The sequence below is a fragment of the Arthrobacter sp. 10N43 genome, from assembly GCF_056394525.1.
The window spans coordinates 35630-51916 of sequence record NZ_JBFTIA010000008.1 but is presented as its reverse complement, the minus strand read 5'-3'; the positions used below and the strand labels follow the sequence as shown (position 1 = coordinate 51916).

The following is a 16287-nucleotide window of genomic DNA, read 5'->3' as shown; positions in this document are numbered from 1 at the left end:
GGGGGCGGCCGCACCACCCCAGCTCTCTACCCACAGCATTAGTTCTCCAACACGGATTCAATGAGGAAACCATGACCCAGATCTTCGACAATCCCGCCGATTTCGCGGATGAGGCACTGGACGGCTTCGTGGCGGCCAACCGCGGCTACGTTGCCCGTGTCGACGGCGGCGTCGTCCGCTCCACTGAGGTCCCGGCCGGCCAGGTGGCCCTGGTGGTCGGCGGCGGCTCCGGGCACTACCCGGCCTTCGCCGGCCTCGTCGGACCCGGCCTGGCCACCGCCTCGGCTTGCGGCAACATGTTCGCCTCGCCCGCGGCCGGCCAGATCTACCGCGTGGCCAAGGCCGCCAACGCCGGCGGCGGCGTGCTGCTTAGCTACGGCAACTACGCCGGAGACGTCCTGCACTTCGGCCAGGCCCAGCTGCGGCTCAACGCCGAAGGCATCGAAACCCGCACGGTCCTGGTCACCGACGACATCGCCAGCGCCCCGCTGGAGCAGATCGAGAAGCGCCGCGGCATCGCCGGGGACTTGACCGTCTTCAAGATCGCCGGCGCCGCCGCGGAGGCGGGAATGAGCCTGGACGACGTCGAACGGCTGGCCATCCGGACCAACTACCGCACCCGCTCCCTCGGCGTGGCCTTCGACGGCTGCACCCTGCCCGGTGCCGACGCGCCGCTGTTCACGGTCCCGGCGGGGCACATGTCCCTCGGCCTGGGCATCCACGGCGAACCGGGCATCTCAGATCACCCCATGCCCACCGCCTCGGAACTGGCAGAACTCCTGGTCAGCCGGCTCCTGGCCGACAAGCCGGATGACGCCGGCACCCGCGTGGTCGCAATCATCAACGGCCTCGGAACGGTCAAGTACGACGAACTCTTCCTGCTGTTCGGCAAGGTCGAGAAGCTCCTTACCGCCGCAGGGCTTACCGTGGTGGAACCCGAATGCGGGGAGCTCGTCACGAGCCTGGACATGTCCGGACTTTCGCTGACCCTGCTGTGGCTGGACGAGGAACTCGAACAGTACTGGGCCGCCCCGGCGGACACCCCGGCGTTCCGCAAGGGAAACCTCGCGCCCCGCGCCCGCCGCGAACTCGCCGGTCCCGTGGCCGAAGCAGCCGCCGACGTCGAGCGCCCCACCGCAGCGGCCGCAGCCCTCGGCCGGCTGGCTGCAGACCTGCTCGGCCAGACGCAGAACGTGATCATCGAGCATGAGGAAGAACTTGGCCGCCTGGATGCCATTGCCGGCGACGGCGACCACGGCATCGGCATGCGGCGCGGCGTGGACGCGGCAGTCGCCGCTGCCGAGCTGGCCGCGGCGAACGACGGCGGCGCGTCGCCGTCGCGCGTCCTGACCTCGGCGGGGGAGGCCTGGAGCGAACGCGCCGGCGGCACCTCGGGCGCGCTCTGGGGCTCGGCAATCATCGCGGCCGGACAGGCCCTGGGCAACCAGGACAGCTACAGCGGCGAGGACGCGGCCGCCGCGGTCACGGCCTTCGTGGACGCCATCACCGAGCTCGGCAAGGCCGAGCTGGGCGACAAGACCATGGTGGACGCCCTCGTGCCGTTCCGGGACGCCTTCCTCACCGCGTTCGACGCCGGCACCCCCGTGGCTGCCTCGCTCGCCGCCGCAGCGGAAGCCGCCACAACCGCCGCGGACGCGACGTCCGAATTGCGTCCGCTCAAGGGCCGCGCCCGACCGCTCGCGGAAAAGAGCCTCGGCCACCCCGACCCCGGCGCGGTGTCCTTCGCACTCATTGCCACACGGATTTCTGCACACAACGAAACTTCCAGCACAGGAACCCGGCTCGCTACATCCGAGCCGGCGGAACAAGGAGTAACAGCATGAGCACAACACCAGGCTGGCGCATCGTCGTCGGCAACGATGAGGCCGGCGTCGAATACAAGAACGCCCTGAAGGCCCTGCTCGAAGCGGACCCGCGCGTCGCCTCCGTCCTGGATGTCGGCGTCGGAGCGGACGACTCCACCGCCTACCCGCACGTGGCCGTCGACGCGGCCCGCAAAGTCGCCGAGGGCGACGCCGACAGGGCGCTGCTGATCTGCGGCACCGGCCTGGGCGTGGCCATCGCTGCGAACAAGGTCCCCGGCATCCGTGCCGTCACCGCCCACGACAGCTACTCCGTGGAACGGTCCGTCCTGAGCAACAACGCCCAGGTCCTCACGCTCGGCCAGCGCGTGATCGGGCTGGAACTCGCCAAGAAGCTCGTTGGCGAATGGCTGAGCCACCGCTTCGATGAAAACTCCTCCTCCGCCGCCAAGGTGGACGCCATCTGCTCCTACGAGCCCGAATACACGAAGGCAGTCTGAACATGACCGAATCAACAGAAACCGCAGCCGCCATCAACGCCGCCCGCAAGATCGCCGTCGTCGGCTCCGGCTACATGGGCGGCGGCATCGCCCAGGTCCTGGCGCTCGGCGGCGCCCGGGTGGCGCTCGCGGACGTGTCCGCCGAAGTGGCGCAGAAGAACTACGAGCGGCTCCTGGCCGAATCCGACGAATTCGTTGCCGCGGGACTCTTCCCGGCAGGCTCCACCGCCATCCTGAAGGAAAACCTCTGGGCCGCCAAGGACATTGAGGAAGCCGTCGCCGACGCCGACTTCATCGAAGAAGCCGTCCCCGAAGTCATCGAGATCAAGCACCAGACCCTAGCCCGCATCAGTGCGGCAGCCCGGCCGGACGCCATCATTGGCTCCAACACCTCCACCATCTCCATCGCGGACCTGTCCGGGCCGGTGTCCAACCCCGAACGCTTCCTGGGCGTGCACTTCTCCAACCCGTCCCCGTTCATCCCCGGCGTCGAAATCATCCCTCACGCCGGCACCTCGGCGGCCACGGTCGGCGCCGTCCGCGACCTCGTGCACGCCGCCAACAAGCAGACCGCCGTCGTGAAGGACGTCACCGGGTTCGTGCTCAACCGGCTCCAGTACGCGCTGTTCCACGAAGCCGCCCAGCTGGTGGAGCAGGAGATCGCGACGGCGGAGGACGTCGACACCCTGGTCCGCACCACCTTCGGCTTCCGTCTTCCGTTCTTCGGCCCCTTCGCCATCGCCGACATGGCCGGGCTGGACGTCTACAACTTCTGCTACAAGTCACTCCAGACCGATTTCCCGGAACGCTTTGCGACGCCGAAGATCCTCACCGATCTCGTGGAGGCCGGAAAGCTGGGCACCAAGACCGGCGCAGGCTTCCTCAATGTCCCGGCAGAGCGCACCCCGGAACTGATCGCCTACCGGAACAAGGCGTACGTGGCCATGCAGAAGCTCATCGACGAACTCGGCCCCGCCCCCATCAACTGAGTCCGCCTCTTTCACTTTCACTTCAGGAGCATTCCCATGAGCATTTTCCCCGCAGAACGCACTGCCATCATCACCGGCGCAGTGTCCGAGCGAGGCATCGGCCGGGCCACCGCCAGCTACCTGGCGGCGCAGGGCTGGAACATCGGCATCATCGACCTCGATGACGCGCGCTGCAAGGCGGCGGCCAAGGAACTCGCCGCCGAATACGGCGTCCAGGCCTTCGGCGCCGGCGCCAACGTTTCCGACGAAGCTTCCGTCCGCGCTGCCATCGACGCCATAGAAGCGGAACTGCCGCAGATCGTTGCGCTCGCCAACGTGGCCGGCGTCAGCTCACCGGTTCCCTACCTGGAGCTCGACGCCGCCGAATGGGACCGCGTGCTGAACATCAACCTCAACGGCGTCCACTACGCCACGCGCCGCGTCGCAGAATCCATGGTCAAGAACAGGATGGGGCGCATCGTGAACATCTCCTCCGTCTCGGCGCAGCGCGGCGGCGGCACCTTCTCCAAGACGCCGTACTCGGTGGCGAAGGCCGGCGTGATCGGCCTGACCCGTGCAACGGCCCGCGAACTGGGCGAATACGACATCACCGTCAATGCCATCGCCCCGGGCCCCATCGACACCGACATCATGGGCGGCACCCTCAGCGAGGAGCGCAAGGACGAACTCACCCAGGACCTCGTGGTCAACCGCGTTGGCTCCACCCGGGACATCGCAGCAGCCATCGCCTTCCTCATCAGCGAGGACGCCGGGTACATCTCCGGCCAGACGCTGAATGTGGATGGCGGACTCTACATGCACTAAGGAAGAAGCAACGTGGCCCAACACAGTCAAACCCCCGCCGCCTCCGGACTCGCAGCCTGGAGCAAGGGCCGGAAGATCTACCTCGCCGTCGGCATCCTGGCCTGCCTGGCCGGCGTTCTGATGATGGTTTTTTCACGCTAGGTTCCTTGGCCTGGTTCCGGCCCTGGCCTTGGCTTTGCTTTGCCTTGCTTGGCTTGGCCGGCTCCGGCCGCTCACCACGCACCTGATTCACCCCCTGAGTTACACCACTGATTGCTCGACGAGGAGTTTTTGATGTCCGTAACAACAACGTCCACCCGGGACCTACTGGAGACACCGGTCCTAAAATCGGCCATCTCCAAGGCCTCCCGCCGGCTGATGCCCATGCTGGTGATCCTGTATGTGGTCGCCTTCCTGGACCGCACCAATGTGGGCTTCGCCGAAGCCGCCCTCGGCGTGGACAAGGGCATCACCGCCGGCGCCTACGCCCTGGGCGCCGGGATCTTCTTCATCGGCTACGCCCTGTTCGAGATCCCGAGCAACCTGCTCCTGACCAAGTTTGGGGCGAAGGTGTGGCTGGCCCGCATCGCCATCACCTGGGGCATCGTCTCCGCCTGCTTCGCGTTCGTCCAGGGCGAGACGTCCTTCATCATCCTGCGCTTCCTGCTCGGTGTCACCGAGGCCGGGCTCTTCCCGGGCGTCATCATGTTCCTGGCCGCATGGTTCCCCAACAAGGTCCGCGTCAAGATGTTCGCCATCTTCTACCTGGCCCAGCCGTTCTCGCAGATGATGGGCGCCCCGCTGTCCGGCTGGCTGATCAACATTGGCGACCAGGTGCCCGGAGTCCAGGGCTGGCAGGTCATGTTCTTCGTCGAAGGCATGCTGGCCGTCATCGCAGGTATCGCCGCATACTTCTTCCTCATCAACAGCCCGCAGGACGCCAAGTTCCTGGACAAGGACGAGAAGAACGCGCTCCTGGAAGTCATGGAACTCGAGGACACCGTCAAGGAAGAATCCGGGCCGCGCGGCGTCCTGGCTGCTATGAAGAACGGCAAGGTCTGGTACTTCACCGTCATCTACTTCTGCCTGCAGATCGCCGTTTACGGTGTCACGTTCTATCTGCCGCAGCAGGTGGCGCAGCTGACCGGCCAGAAGGTGGGCATCGCCGTCGGCCTCATGGCAGCCATCCCGTGGTTCTTCGGCATCTTCGCCTGCTACTTCATCGGCAAAGCCGCCAACACCGTGGTCCGCCGCCGGGTCTGGGGCACCGGGCTGTTCATCTCCACCGGACTCTGCATCTTCGGCTCCGCATGGGCCGGCGCCAACCACATTCCGGCGCTCGGCATCCTCTTCATCACCCTCGCCGTGTGCAGCTTCCTCTCCATCGGCCCCATTGCCTGGTCCTACCCGACGGCGTTCCTCACCGGTACAGCGGCAGCCGCGGGAATCGGCCTGATCAACTCGCTCGGAAACCTCGGCGGCTTCGTCGCGCCGATCCTGCGGACCTCGGTCAACCAGTTCACCGCCTCGGACACCGGCGGCGTTTACGCCCTGGGCGTGCTCCCGTTCCTGGCAGCGGCCATGATGTTCGCGACCCGACGCTTCAAGAACAAGGCCGACGAACTGCTGGAGCAGTAACGCCTCCCGGCCCCGTCATCCATTCCCATCCGGGTTCCAGTAACTGGATCCAGCAGAAAGCACCAACACATGCAGCACAGTCCCGCCGGCCAGACCTCCAGCACCCGCATCCTGGTGGGGGTCAGCACCAAGATGTACCTCGGCTACCGGGACAGCCTGGACTGGCTTGGGCGGCTGCGGCACGAAGTGGACGCCCGTCCGGCCCTCGCGGCCGGGCGGGTTGTCCCGTTTGTCATTCCATCCTTCCCCGTCCTGCCCGCGGCGGGCCGTCTCCTGGCGGATTCTCCGGTGCTGCTCGGGGCACAGAACTGCGGCTGGGCGGACGGCCCCTGGACCGGGGAAGTGGCGCCGACCATGCTCGCGGAACTCGGCGTCCGGCTCGTGGAGATCGGCCACGCCGAACGCCGGCGGCACTTCAAGGAGGACGATGCCATGGTGGCCCTCAAAGTCCGGGCAGCGGACGACGCCGGGCTCACCCCGCTGCTGTGCGTGGGGGAGACTGAGCGCGGGGAGCCGGCGGTGGCAGCGGACTTTGTGTACCGCCAGATCGAGTCGGCCGTCGACGCAGACTGGGACCTCGCCGGGTGCTTGGTTGTGGGGTACGAACCGGTTTGGGCCATCGGGGCGGCCGAGCCCGCTGCCGCCGCCTACGTGTCCGACGTCGTTCAGCGGCTCCGTGGGCGCCTCGCCGCGGCTGGCGTTCCGGGGCTGCCGGTCATCTACGGCGGGTCGGCCAAACCCGGACTGCTGCCAACACTTCAGGGTGTCTCGGGCCTGTTCCTCGGCCGATTTGCGCACGACCCCGCGAACTTCGGCAAAGTGCTGGATGAAGCACTCCTGCTGGCCGAAGGCTTCCCTGCGCCGGAGCCTGCCACCGTTGGGCATGTCCTCCCCTGATTGTGAACAACCGCGGGGCATGTCCAGCCTTAGCCGCGAACAGTGGGCAGAAGACCCTCGTGCCCACTGAGGGAGGCTACGAATGGGCATCTCCGTCAGACTGGCTAGGTCCAACCAAGGGACATGTCCAGCCTCGGCCGCGAAGAGTGGGCAGAACACCTTTGTGCCCAGTGTTCGGGGCGAAGAATGGGCATGTCCCACGGGCTGGTCAGGCACGACCAAGGGGCATGTCCAGCCTTGGTCGTGAAGAGTGGGCAGAACACCTTTGTGTCCAGTGGGCGGGGCGAAGAATGGGCATGTCCCGCGGGTGGTCAGGCACAACCAAGGGCGTGTCCCACGGAGTGGCGGGTGAGGCTTAGGAAGCCACCGATCGCTGGCACAGGCCGATGAAGCCGCCCAGCTGTTCCATGCCCTCCGGATGCGTGGGCAGGTAGTTCGTCAGTTCCGGCGCTCGGACGATCACTGCGCGCCACTGTCCGCGGGAGACCGCCACATTGATCCGGTTCCGCGAGAGCAGGAACTCCATTCCGCGCGGAGCCTCGGCCACCGCCGAACACGCCATGGACACGATCACCACTGCGGCTTCCTGCCCCTGGAACTTGTCCACCGTTCCGACGCGGACCTCGGCCAGGCCGGCGGCTTCCAGAGTTTCGCGGATCACGTTGACCTGGGCGTTGTAGGCCGCCACTACCAGAATGTCCGACGCTTCCAGGGGCCGGGTGCCCTGATCGGTATGCCACGGCAGCCCCAGATGCCGCCGCACCTGGTGGACCACTTCGGTGGCTTCCTCAGGCGAGGACGTGGTGTTGCCCGTGTGCTCCACCAGGACAGTTTCTATCCCGGCAGGAACCCCATCCAGGTGTCGGAGCCCCGCGGCAGGGGCGGACCGAAGTTGACCCTCGTAGGCGAGTTCGGACACGGCCAGGCACAGCTCGGCATTCATGCGCCACGTGTCGGCCAGGAAATACCCGAGTTCCGGCGGAAGCGTGGCATGCCCCGCGGAAATCCAGCCCAGGGCGGACTCGTCGACCGGCTCCGGATGCGCGCCCTGGCTGACCTGCGGCAACTGTTGTGGGTCGCCGAGCAACAGCAGCCGGCTGCTGGCCTGCGCGACCGCAAGCGTATTGGCCAGGGAGAACTGGCCGGCCTCGTCGATTACCAGCAGGTCCAGGGACCCCGCGGGAACACTGGACCCCGTCATGGTCCAGGCCGTGCCGCCCACCACTGCTCCGCCGGGCGAACCGAGGAGCCGGGCGACGTCCTGCGCCGACCGCTGGTCCCAGGCAAGCGGCTCCCCGTGCTTCACATCCTTGGCGACAACCGCGGGGTCCACTCCGGCCTTCACCACGGCCGTCCTCAGCAGGTTCTCGACGACGGCGTGGGATTGGCCCACGACCCCGACCTTCCAGCCGCGGGCCACGAGACGGGCGATCACGTGGGAGCCCACATGGGTTTTGCCGGTCCCGGGCGGACCCTGGACAGCCACATAAGAGTGGTCCAAAGCAGTTACGGCTTCGGTGATGGCGTCGATGTAGCGGTCCTGGCCGTCGCTGGGCATGGGCAACGGATGCCCCGTCATAAGCCGCGGCGGCACCCGCCGCACCAGATCCAGGGCAGGGTGGTGCGGGAAAGCAACACGGGGCGTCGCGTCGTCCGGGCTCTTGCCGCCCTTGGTCGACCGGCGTAAACCGTCGGCGACAACATCGGCCAGGCCCGCCAGCGCCTCCTCGAGGCTCTTGGTCTGGATCGGCTGGTCTTCGGTCAATGCGATGGGTAGCTGCGGGTACGGTTCGATATTCCTTCGGAGCTTGTCCCGGATGACGACGGTGTCCTTCCCGTCCTCGTGGCCGAGCTCCAGGATCTCGGTTCCGAACCAGCCGTTGCGCCCGGTCCCGTCGATGCCCGTGCCTTCGAGCCCGGCCGGAAGCGGTGGCTCATACATGCGGAACCAGGTGCTGCCCTCGCGGAGGTCCGAGCCAGGGCTGACGGTGCCGATCAGTTTTACCCGGCGTTCGGGCAGTTTGGCGCCGTCCTTCCACCAGTCCTCCAGCACCACCGCATCCTCGACCAGGAAGACGTTGCGGTCCTGCTGGTGGTGGGTGTCGGGGCCGTTCTCGCAGCGGTCAAAGTGCGCCCACCAGAACGCCTTGCGCTCGCGGCGGTGATAACTGACGGCTGCCGCCAGCATGGCGATGGCTTTTCGATCGTCCTCGGCCAGCCCGCTCTCCGGAAAGGCGAACGCGGCCAACGCCACTTCGGCGGAAGTCAAACCCGTGTCCACTGCGTCACCGTCATCCCCGGCGCCGGATTCCCTCGCGCTGATTTTCCTGGTGCCGGAGTCCTTGCCGCTGGTGGCGTTGGTCGGGGCGAGGGCGCCCTGGCTGATCCCGCGCTCCTGCGCCAGGCCCAGGAGCCAGTTCCGGAGCTCGAGCGTGGACAGGCAGTCGTATTCGTTGTAGTCCGAGATGCTTGCCAGGATCTTCTCTGCTTCCTCGGGCCGCTCATTGTCCCGGGCGTCGCAGTAGTGGGCGTAGGCAACCACGGAAGCTCCGGCGTCCTTGACGTCCCCGGAGCGCAGGTTGGTCCCCATGTAGAGCGGCTCGAGCTTCTTGATGCTGTAGGAGTTTTCGGAGATCCGGATGCTGTTCCGGACCGTCTGGTAGAGGTCCACCAGGAGTCCGTCCCGCAGCCACTGGTCTACGGTGTCCTCGCCGGCTACGTGCATCACGGAGAGCTTGCGGAGGGCCGTTTTCTCGTAGGCGGCGTAGTGGTAGACGTGCATGTCCGGGTATTCCTGCCTGCGCTTCTCCACGTAGGCGAGGAAGTTCAGGAAGGCCTGCTTCTCCGCCTCCCGGCTATGGGCCCAGAACGGCCTGAAGATTCCGGCGGCGCCGGGCTGGGTCGGCGCTTCGATGACGCCGAACAGGTACTCGAGCCCCCAAATCCCGGTGGCGCTTTCCTGCCAGAGCGGATCGCCCTCAAAGTCGAAGAAGATATCGCCGCAGCTGGGCGGCGGCAGCTCGGCAAGGGTGTTCTCCGGGATGACCGCGTAGCGGATCGAGTGCTCCTCGCCGTCCTTGACGTACCGGACGCCGCCGTCGGATCCGCCGATCCCGCTCTGCATTCTCGCCTGCTGCTGGAGGCGCAGGAGCGCGGCATTGGCCGCTGGGAGGGTTGCCTGCGCGAGGTCCTTGACCGAATAGATGCCCTGCTGGTGCAGCTTCTTGCGCTGCGCCGAGTTCATCCTCGCCACCAGGAGAACGTCGTCGGTGGCCTTGACCATCTCCTGGCAGTAGTCGCAGCGGCCGCAGGCCGTGAGGCCGGCCGCACCCCAGCGCACAGGGCCGGGCTGCGCCCTGTGGCCGGCGGTCAGGGCGAGGAAACGCTCCCGGCGTTCCCGGAACACCGGCAGGATGTCGGCGAGTTTGTGGTGGCTGCGGACGTAGTCGAACCCGCCGTCGGCCAGCTGCACCGTAGCGCCCAAAACGAGTGTCACCGCCGGATCCACCGGGATTCCGGCCCTCAGGAGTTGGTCCCCGTAGGCCGCAAGCTGGAGCAGCGCCGTCACCTTCGCATGGCGTGCCAGTTTGGTGTCGAACACGGCGTAGCTACCGTCCGGCTGCCGCACCAGGAAGTCCGAGCGCCCATGGAACTGCCCGTCGAAGAAGGCTGCCTGGAACACGACGTCGGCTCCGGAACGCAGCGCTTCAATGGACTCGGAATGCTTGGCCAGGAGAGTGGCGCGGTCCATGCCTTGGGCCGGGACAACGTCGTAGACGCCGCGGGCGGTGGCCGGATCCCACATCCCGAACTCGGCGATGAAGGAATCGAGGACCCGGTGCTCGTGGACGTCACCCAACACGGCGGCATGCCGGAGCATCTCGTCATCCTCGAAGGCAGCCTTCGGCGTGCGGCCCAGCTTCTCATCGAGCTTCCGGAGCAGCTGGTACTCACAGCTCGCGGCCACCACAAGATCGCTCGCCGAGTAGACCAGGTCCGGTGATGAGCCCGGAACCTCAGGTTCAAGGAAAAACACGGTGCCCCCGTTGTTGTTGCCCTCTGTTGATTGGGCGCTCTGTTGATTAAGCCTGCATGAGCCGAGTCCGGCCTTCCTCGTTCAAGCTATCAAAGACCTCCGACAATTCAGCGGGCGGAGCAGGAGCAGGCGCCCCGGCAACCCGGAATGGCAACCGGCGAAATCCTCTCTGGTTCCTGTAACGAGATCCTCTCTGGTTCCTGTCGTAGGTTCGGCGTAGGGTCTGGGCCATGACCGAACAGCAGCCCTTCGAACTGGTCCGGCGGTTCGCGCACTTCGAGCTGCGTCGATATCCCGCGCATGTTGTGGCCGAAATACAGGTCACCGCGACGTTTGACCGGGCCGGGAATGCTGCCTTCCGGCACTTGTTCAATTACATCAGCGGCAGCAACACCGCCCGTCAGGAGCTCGCGATGACGGCCCCGGTGCTCCAGGAACTGGGTTCTTCGCAGAAGCTGGCGATGACAGCCCCGGTCCTCCAGCGCGGTCCGTTGCCGGGAAGCGATGTGCCCGCCGAGTTTGTGATCGCCTTTGTGCTCCCCGCCGGGTTGACGGCGGAGACTGCCCCGGCCCCGGCAAACTCCGACATCAAGATCCGGGCCATCCCCGGGTCCCTGGCGGCTGCGCTGCGGTTCGCCGGCAGCGGGTCGGAAGCGGCCTTTGAACGTCACAACACAGGCCTCCAGGCGGCACTCGTGGTAGCCGGATTGAAGGCCGTGGGGCCGCCACGATTCGCCCGCTTCGATCCGCCGTTCAAGCCTTCGTTCCTCCGACGGAACGAGGTCGTCCAGGATGTCGAGGCGCCCGAGTCCGGATCCGGCACTGCCGGGGCAGGACTTGGGTAAGGCAAAATGGGCAGGGTGACTCAACTCCCGCAGCGCCCTTCCCCTGCAGCTCCCGCAGCCCCTTCCGCACCGCCCCGGGCGGCGACGCGTCCAAAGGCAACGTCGCCCCAGGCCACGTCTGCGCACGCGCAGGAGTCCGGCATCGCCACCCAGATCGCCGCGGAACTCGGCGTCCAGGCCTGGCAGGTCACGGCCGCCGTGGACTTGCTCGATGCCGGGTCCACCGTGCCTTTCATCGCCCGGTACCGTAAGGAAGCCACCGGCACCCTGGACGACACGCAGCTCCGCGACCTGGAGGAACGGCTGCGCTACCTCCGCGAGCTTGAGGACCGCCGCCGGAGCATCCTCGAAGCGATCGCCGGCCAGGGTGCCTTGACCCCGGAAATGCAGGCCGCCGTCGTCGGGGCCGACACGAAGTCCCGGCTCGAGGACATCTACCTCCCGTTCAAGACCAAGCGGCGCACCAAGGCGCAGATCGCCCGCGAAGCCGGGCTGGAGCCGCTCGCAGATGCGCTGCTGAAGCGTCCGGAGCTGGACCCGGAACGCGAAGCGGCCAAGTATCTCAACGCCGAACACTCGATTGGGGATGCCGCCGCGGCGCTCGCCGGTGCCCGGTCCATCCTGGTGGAGCGCGTCGCACAGGATGCCGACCTGGCGGAAACGCTCCGGGAGCGGCTGTGGACCCAGGGCCGGATGGTGTCCCGCGTGAAGAAGGGCAAGGACGCCGAGGGGCAGAAGTTCAAGGATTATTTCGAGTTCTCCCAGCAGCCGGCCGGGATGCCCTCGCACCGGGTCCTGGCGCTGCTGCGCGGTGAGAAGGACGGCGTGCTGGAGCTGGATCTCGCCGAGGCTGAACCGAACGACGACGCCGCCCTCACCGCCGCCCGCGGCCGCTACGAAGCCGCCGTGGCCAGGTTCCTCGGGGTTGCCGACCGGGGCCGGCCCGCCGACGCCTGGCTGCTGCAGACCGCCCAAGTGGCGTGGCGCTCGCGGGTGTTGGCCCGGCTGACGGCGGACCTGCGCAGCCGGATGTTCGCCGCTGCGGAGGACGAGGCCGTGCGGGTCTTCGCCGCGAACCTGCGCGACGTGCTGCTCGCCGCGCCTGCCGGGAACCGCGCCACCCTGGGCCTGGACCCGGGCCTGCGCACCGGTGTGAAGGTCGCGGTGGTGGACGGCACCGGCAAGGTGGTCGCGACGGACACCATCTACCCGCACGCCCCGGCCCGGAAGTGGGACGAGGCGCTGCGGACGTTGGTGGCCCTGGCGAAGAAGCACGGCGTGGAACTCGTCGCGATCGGCAACGGCACGGCGTCGAGGGAGACGGACAAGCTCGCCGCCGAACTGCTCAAGCAACTCGCCATTGAGCCCGCCGCTGAGCCCGCCAATTCGGCCACCAAACCGGACACCAAACCGCAGAAGATCGTGGTGTCGGAGGCCGGGGCTTCGGTATATTCGGCGTCGGCGCTCGCCGCCGCGGAACTGCCCGGCATGGACGTGTCCCTGCGGGGAGCCGTCTCGATCGCCCGGCGGCTGCAGGACCCGCTCGCGGAGTTGGTGAAGATCGAGCCGAAGTCGATCGGCGTCGGGCAGTACCAACACGACGTCACGGCGGCGAAGCTGGACCGCAGCCTGGACGCCGTCGTCGAGGACTGCGTGAACGCAGTGGGCGTGGACGTCAACACCGCCTCACCCGCGCTGCTGAGCCGGGTGGCCGGCGTCGGGCCGCTGCTGAGCGAGAACATCGTGGCGTACCGGAACGAGCACGGGCCCTTCAACAAGCGCAGCGAGCTGAAGAAGGTGCCGCGGCTGGGCGCCAAGGCGTTCGAGCAGTGTGCCGGCTTCCTGCGGATCACCGGGGGAGCGGAACCGCTGGACGCCTCCAGCGTGCACCCGGAAGCGTACCCGGTGGCCCGGAAAATCAAGGCTGCGGCCGGAAAAACGCCCGCCGCCGGAAGCTATGCGGCGTTGAATCCACAGGAGTTCGTGGACGGCACCTTCGGGCTGCCCACGGTGCAGGACATCATCGCCGAGCTCGAGAAGCCCGGCCGTGACCCGCGGCCTGCCTTCGCGGCGGCGGCGTTCTCCGAGGGCATCGAGAAGATCTCGGACCTCAGGCCCGGGATGGTGTTGGAGGGGACCGTGACCAACGTGGCGGCGTTCGGGGCGTTCGTCGACGTCGGCGTGCACCAGGACGGCCTGGTGCACGTGTCCGCGCTGGCCAACCGGTTCGTCTCCGACCCGCGCGAGGTGGTGAAGTCCGGGCAGGTGGTCCAGGTCAAGGTGCTGGAAGCGGATCCGGAGCGGAAACGCATCTCCCTGACGCTAAGGCTCGACGACGAACCGGCAGCTTCCGGGGGCGGCGCACCATCTGCCCGGCAAGGTCAGCCTCAGCAGCAGTCCCGGAAAGGGCAGCCAGGGCAGCCCGGGCAGGGGAGCCCCGGACAGCAGCGGCAGGGGCGAGACCGACAGCAGCAGCCCCGCCAGGGGCAAAACCCGAAGGCAACCGGACGGCAGCAGCAGCCGCAACCGGCTGCCTCCCAGCCGAGGCCCACGCCGTCGCCCGTCAACACCGCGATGGCCGAGGCGCTCCGGAAGGCTGGCCTGGGCAAGTAGCGCCCTCAGCACCCCCCGGACAGCGCTCGCTGCCGGGGGCTTCTGCTCGGAAGCGCGCCCGCCGCTTATCGCTGAAAACCTACCGCTCGGCGCATAACTAGTACGTTTGCTGACGATCTGCACCATGATTGCCGGAGGCCACGGTCCGGTCAGAGGTCCATTGCCTCAATGTGCCGGACACCGACGTCGTTGACGAGCAGGGGAGCATTCATGGGCTGGCTGGACCGCGAACAAACCATCGCCCCGCCGGTGGCTCAAGAGGTCTCCGGTGACCGACCGTTCGCGGCGCGTGTGCCGTTCACAAGCCCGGAGCCATTCACTACCCGGCCCACCCTGCAGGGCACCTTCGGGATGAGTGCGTCCACGCACTGGCTCTCGACGGCGGCTGCACAGGCGGTGCTTGAGCGCGGCGGCAACGCCTTCGACGCCGCGGTGGCGGGGGCGTTCGTGCTCCACGTTGTGGAACCGCACCTCAATGGACCCGGCGGGGACATGACTGGTGTTTTCGTCACCGCGGACGAACCGGACCAGCCGATAGTCCTGATGGGCCAGGGCCCGGCGCCGGCAGGGGCCACCGTGGAGCATTACCTGGCCGAAGGCCTGGACCTCGTTCCGGGCTCGGGTGCGCTGGCTGCCGCGGTGCCTGCCGCCGTCGACGCCTGGTTGTTGTTGCTGCGTGACCACGGAACGTGGGAACTGGACGCGGTGTTGGAGTTCGCGATCGGCTACGCGCGGGACGGCCATCCGATGCTGGGCCGGGTCGGAACCACCATCGCGGCGGTGTCTGCACTGTTCCAGACGCATTGGCCCACCTCGGCCGAGCTGTGGATGCCCGGCGGCAGGATCCCCGCCGAAGGTGAGTTGGTGTGGAACCCGGCCTATGCCCGCACGCTGGAACGGCTTGTGCAGGCCGGAGTCAAGGCATCCACCCGCGAAGCAGGCATCGATGCCGCCCGCCGCGCGTGGCGGGAAGGCTTCGTGGCCCGGGCGATCGTGGATTCGGTGCAGGCCCCGCACCGGCACTCCTCGGGCACCGACCACCGCGGGGTGCTCGCCCTGGACGATCTGGCCGGTTTCGAAGCCGGGTACGAGGACGCCGCCACCGTGGAATTCCGCGGCCACACCATCGCCAAGACCGGGCCCTGGGGCCAGGGACCGGCGCTGCTGCAGACCCTGGCCATCCTGTCCGGGTTCGATGACCGTTACCTCGATCCGTCCACTGAACTGGGGGCGCACACCATCCTGGAAGCGCAGAAGCTCGCCCTCGCGGACCGGGAGGCGTACTACGGCGACACGGACGTGCCGCTGGAGTACCTGCTCTCTGCTGACTATTGCGCCGGCCGGCGGGCCTTGATCTCGGAGCGGGCGTCCCACGATTTCCGGCCCGGCACGGTGCCAGGTCGGGAACCTTACTGGCCGCCCCTGCGCACCGACTACACGCCGACGGCGCTCGCTGGGGATGGCTCAGCAGTCGCCGGGGCGTCCGCGGCGGGGCTCGGCGTCGGCGAGCCGACGGTGACACCCGCGGGGGAGACGCGCGGCGATACGTGTCATATCGACGTCGTGGATCGGTGGGGAAACATGGTCTCGGCCACTCCGTCCGGCGGCTGGCTGCAGTCATCCCCGGCAATCCCTGAGCTTGGCTTCTGCCTGGGTACCCGGCTGCAGATGACCTGGCTGGAGCCCGGTACGCCGTCCACCCTGACGCCCGGCAAACGCCCGCGCACCACGCTGACGCCGACCCTCGTGCTGCGGGACGGCCACGCCGTGGCCGCGCTGGGTTCGCCCGGCGGCGACCAGCAGGACCAATGGCAGCTGCCGTACCTGCTACGCACGATCGTGGGCGGGTACTCGCCGCAGCAGGCGATCGACGCGCCGACGTTCCATACGACGTCGATGCCCGGGTCCTTCTGGCCGCGCACCTGGGAGCCGGGTGGGGCTGTCGTCGAGGACCGGCTGGGGGAGGACGTCATCGAAGGACTCGAGCGCCGAGGGCACATCGTCACCCGGGCTGGTGACTGGGCGCTGGGGCGGCTGTCCGCCGTCGTGCGGGATCCCGAAACGGGGGTCCTGCAGGCTGCCGCGAATCCCCGCGGCGCGCAGGGGTACGCCGCGGGCCGGTAGCGGGTGGGCGTCCGTAGCGCTGGAGCTGAGGAATGTTCG

General features: G+C 67.8%; 11 protein-coding genes. 10 read left to right on the top strand and 1 reads right to left on the bottom strand.

What is annotated here, in order from left to right:
• Positions 1–71: 71 nt before the first annotated feature.
• The 7 genes from dhaL (at position 72) to AC1DDO_RS15820 (ending at position 6630) form a co-directional block, all read left to right on the top strand.
• The gene (dhaL, locus tag AC1DDO_RS15850; RefSeq protein ID WP_476867213.1) at positions 72–1844 is read left to right on the top strand and encodes a dihydroxyacetone kinase subunit DhaL; all 1773 of its coding nucleotides are present in this window, start codon (positions 72–74) and stop codon (positions 1842–1844) included.
• Complete coding sequence (locus AC1DDO_RS15845) at positions 1841–2323, top strand: ribose-5-phosphate isomerase (RefSeq protein ID WP_476867212.1); 483 nt, start codon at positions 1841–1843, stop codon at positions 2321–2323. The genes dhaL and AC1DDO_RS15845 overlap by 4 nt, the downstream gene beginning before the upstream one ends.
• A 2-nt stretch (positions 2324–2325) precedes the next feature.
• Entirely contained in the window at positions 2326–3312 is a 987-nt protein-coding gene (locus AC1DDO_RS15840) for a 3-hydroxyacyl-CoA dehydrogenase family protein (RefSeq protein WP_476867211.1), read from the top strand.
• Positions 3313–3348: 36 nt separating this feature from the next.
• Positions 3349–4116 (top strand): SDR family NAD(P)-dependent oxidoreductase, encoded by a 768-nt coding sequence (locus AC1DDO_RS15835; protein WP_476867210.1) that lies wholly within the window; start codon positions 3349–3351, stop codon positions 4114–4116.
• Positions 4117–4128: 12 nt separating this feature from the next.
• Positions 4129–4257, top strand: a complete 129-nt coding sequence (locus AC1DDO_RS15830) for a hypothetical protein (protein WP_476867209.1) — start codon at positions 4129–4131, stop codon at positions 4255–4257.
• A gap of 132 nt (positions 4258–4389) precedes the next feature.
• Entirely contained in the window at positions 4390–5733 is a 1344-nt protein-coding gene (locus AC1DDO_RS15825) for an MFS transporter (protein WP_476867208.1), read from the top strand.
• Positions 5734–5802: 69 nt separating this feature from the next.
• Entirely contained in the window at positions 5803–6630 is an 828-nt protein-coding gene (locus tag AC1DDO_RS15820; RefSeq protein WP_476867207.1) for a triose-phosphate isomerase family protein, read from the top strand.
• Between the two features lie 355 nt (positions 6631–6985).
• Here the strand turns inward: AC1DDO_RS15820 and AC1DDO_RS15815 are convergent, their stop codons facing one another.
• Positions 6986–10666, bottom strand: a complete 3681-nt coding sequence (locus AC1DDO_RS15815; protein ID WP_476867206.1) for a TM0106 family RecB-like putative nuclease — start codon at positions 10664–10666, stop codon at positions 6986–6988.
• A 230-nt stretch (positions 10667–10896) separates the two neighbouring features.
• Between AC1DDO_RS15815 and AC1DDO_RS15810 the strand changes: the two genes are divergently transcribed.
• The 3 genes from AC1DDO_RS15810 to AC1DDO_RS15800 all read left to right on the top strand — a co-directional run bounded on the left by AC1DDO_RS15810 (position 10897) and on the right by AC1DDO_RS15800 (position 16248).
• Positions 10897–11511, top strand: coding sequence for an SOUL family heme-binding protein (locus AC1DDO_RS15810; protein WP_476867205.1), 615 nt, complete (start codon positions 10897–10899; stop codon positions 11509–11511).
• A 141-nt stretch (positions 11512–11652) separates the two neighbouring features.
• Entirely contained in the window at positions 11653–14124 is a 2472-nt protein-coding gene (locus AC1DDO_RS15805) for a Tex family protein (RefSeq protein ID WP_476972245.1), read from the top strand.
• A gap of 351 nt (positions 14125–14475) precedes the next feature.
• Positions 14476–16248, top strand: a complete 1773-nt coding sequence (locus AC1DDO_RS15800) for a gamma-glutamyltransferase family protein (protein WP_476867299.1) — start codon at positions 14476–14478, stop codon at positions 16246–16248.
• Positions 16249–16287: the final 39 nt, after the last annotated feature.

What these genes read in the sequence shown, in the direction of transcription:
- dhaL (WP_476867213.1), top strand. Translation starts at nt 72, where the DNA reads ATGACCCAGATCTTCGACAATCCCGCCGATTTCGCGGATGAGGCACTG.
- AC1DDO_RS15845 (WP_476867212.1), top strand. Translation starts at nt 1,841, where the DNA reads ATGAGCACAACACCAGGCTGGCGCATCGTCGTCGGCAACGATGAGGCC.
- AC1DDO_RS15840 (WP_476867211.1), top strand. Translation starts at nt 2,326, where the DNA reads ATGACCGAATCAACAGAAACCGCAGCCGCCATCAACGCCGCCCGCAAG.
- AC1DDO_RS15835 (WP_476867210.1), top strand. Translation starts at nt 3,349, where the DNA reads ATGAGCATTTTCCCCGCAGAACGCACTGCCATCATCACCGGCGCAGTG.
- AC1DDO_RS15825 (WP_476867208.1), top strand. Translation starts at nt 4,390, where the DNA reads ATGTCCGTAACAACAACGTCCACCCGGGACCTACTGGAGACACCGGTC.
- AC1DDO_RS15820 (WP_476867207.1), top strand. Translation starts at nt 5,803, where the DNA reads ATGCAGCACAGTCCCGCCGGCCAGACCTCCAGCACCCGCATCCTGGTG.
- AC1DDO_RS15810 (WP_476867205.1), top strand. Translation starts at nt 10,897, where the DNA reads ATGACCGAACAGCAGCCCTTCGAACTGGTCCGGCGGTTCGCGCACTTC.
- AC1DDO_RS15800 (WP_476867299.1), top strand. Translation starts at nt 14,476, where the DNA reads ATGAGTGCGTCCACGCACTGGCTCTCGACGGCGGCTGCACAGGCGGTG.